The organism is Brevibacterium sp. S22 (assembly GCF_004745485.1).
Taxonomy (GTDB): Bacteria; Actinomycetota; Actinomycetes; order Actinomycetales; family Brevibacteriaceae; genus Brevibacterium.
On the sequence record NZ_RHFG01000057.1, the window covers coordinates 1 to 1,811 of the forward strand.

Annotated in this window: 1 protein-coding gene; it reads left to right on the plus strand. The window is 59.1% G+C overall.

Annotated elements, in window-relative coordinates; translation table 11 throughout:
- Nucleotides 1–69 precede the first annotated feature (69 nt).
- Nucleotides 70–1,611, plus strand: coding sequence for a transposase (locus tag EB835_RS20100; RefSeq protein ID WP_135811186.1), 1,542 nt, complete (start codon nucleotides 70–72; stop codon nucleotides 1,609–1,611).
- Nucleotides 1,612–1,811 lie beyond the last annotated feature (200 nt).

Here is a 1,811-nt window from a genome sequence, read left to right on the forward strand (position 1 = left end):
GAGCCTGTTGCCGAATTGATTGGGCGTGTTTGTCAACAGGGTCCATTGCCGTTTTTGAGACAATGGACTATGGCTAAGAACTACCGTCCGGTCGATCGTGACCAGCAGTTCCTCCTCCCGCCTGATATGCGGGATTGGCTACCAGCCCATCACCTGGTGTGGGTCATCGAAGCCTTGGTTGCTGACCTCGACACCAGCGCCTTCGCTAAGCGTCGCCGCCGCATGACCTCGATCTCGACGGCAGGTCAGGCCGGATATGACCCTGACATGCTGCTGGTGTTGCTGCTGTATGCCTACAGTGTCGGTGTCCGCTCATCCAGGGCGATCGAACGGCAATGCCACACCGATGTTGCTTTCCGCGTCGCTTGTGGCGGTGACATTCCCGACCACACCGTGATCGCACGCTTCAGGTCCGAACACATCGACGCTTTCACCGGCTTGTTCACCCAGGTGTTGGGCGAGTGTGTGCGGGCAGGTATGGGCAATGTCGGTGTCATCGCCATCGATGGCACGAAGATCGCAGCTGATGCGTCGACGGGGGCGAACCGGTCCGAGGAGTACTACCGGTCACTGATTGATGAGATCACTGCCGAGGCTGTCGCTGCTGATGATGCTGACGAGGAACTGGGTGTGGATGATGATGACTCTGACGATGAAGCGGCCCGGGCTGGACTGATCCGGTCGGTGGAGTCGAGGAAGGGCCGGTATCAGGCTGAACGAGTCGAACGGGCACAGGATTGTGTGACGTCGTTCGAAACGGCTGAGCCGTCGTTTGACGAACGTGAACTGGCCCAGTCGGAGACAGCGTTGGCGAAGAAGATTGAGAAGTATGACCGTTTGTATGCTTTCCTGAAGCACAAGTACGACTCGTTCCACGAGCAGTTGAAGACCACTGGGAAACGACCTCGCGGAGGTTCTCCGCTTCATCCGGATGACCAGGAACGGTTGCACTCACGGAAACGAGCCATCGATGAGATGCGGGCCAGGATAGCTAAGCGGCGTCAGGGTGTGGCCGGGAACAAGTCGGCGCAGGCGAAGAACCGGAACTTCACGGACCCGCAGTCACGGTTGATGAAGACCCGTCAGGGGTTCATGCAGGCGTATAACACGCAGTTCGCGGTATCGGATGATCACCTGATCATGGCCGCGGAAGTGTTCACCGAACCGATTGATTTCCGCTTGTTCCAGCCGATGTTGGCTGCGGTGGGTCGGGAGTATGAGTCCGCGTGCGGTCGGCCGGCGAAGATCGGGATGGCGTTGGCTGATGCCGGGTACCACACGATCGACAATCTTGAATGCGAAGGACCGCCTAGGCTGATTAGTGATCGGAAGTCGAGGCGCCTGGCGAAGACGGATACGACGACGGAGGTATCCCAGCACGAAGCGGTGCAGTCGATGCGACAGAAGCTGGCCGATCCTGCCAACAGTGAGTTGTATAAACGTCGTGGTGCGTTGGTGGAACCGGCGAATGGGTGGGTGAAGGAGCAGCGAGGCATGCGTCGGATGAGTATGCGTGGGCTGGTCAAAGCTGTCGGTGAGGCCAAGCTCATGGCCACGGTCGTCAATATTGGCCGGTTGTGTAAGGTGCGGGGCCTGACGGCTCCGGTGTGAGGGTCCCGCACCGGAGCCGGGAAGCCCCGATTTCCTGTGGTGAGCGGCTATTCGCGACTGTCATGGGTGCAATACCGCGCCGAGGGCTGTTTCGTTGACGACTATGTCGAGATCCCAACCGTCTGGGTGCCGGGACTTCGACGTCGCTGAGGTTTCCTGCAATTTCGGGTCCAGAACCGAAACCATTCGGCAACAGGCTC

Bases quoted from the DNA above. Each gene is read 5' to 3' on its own strand.
- EB835_RS20100 (WP_135811186.1), top strand. From the start codon at position 70: ATGGCTAAGAACTACCGTCCGGTCGATCGTGACCAGCAGTTCCTCCTC.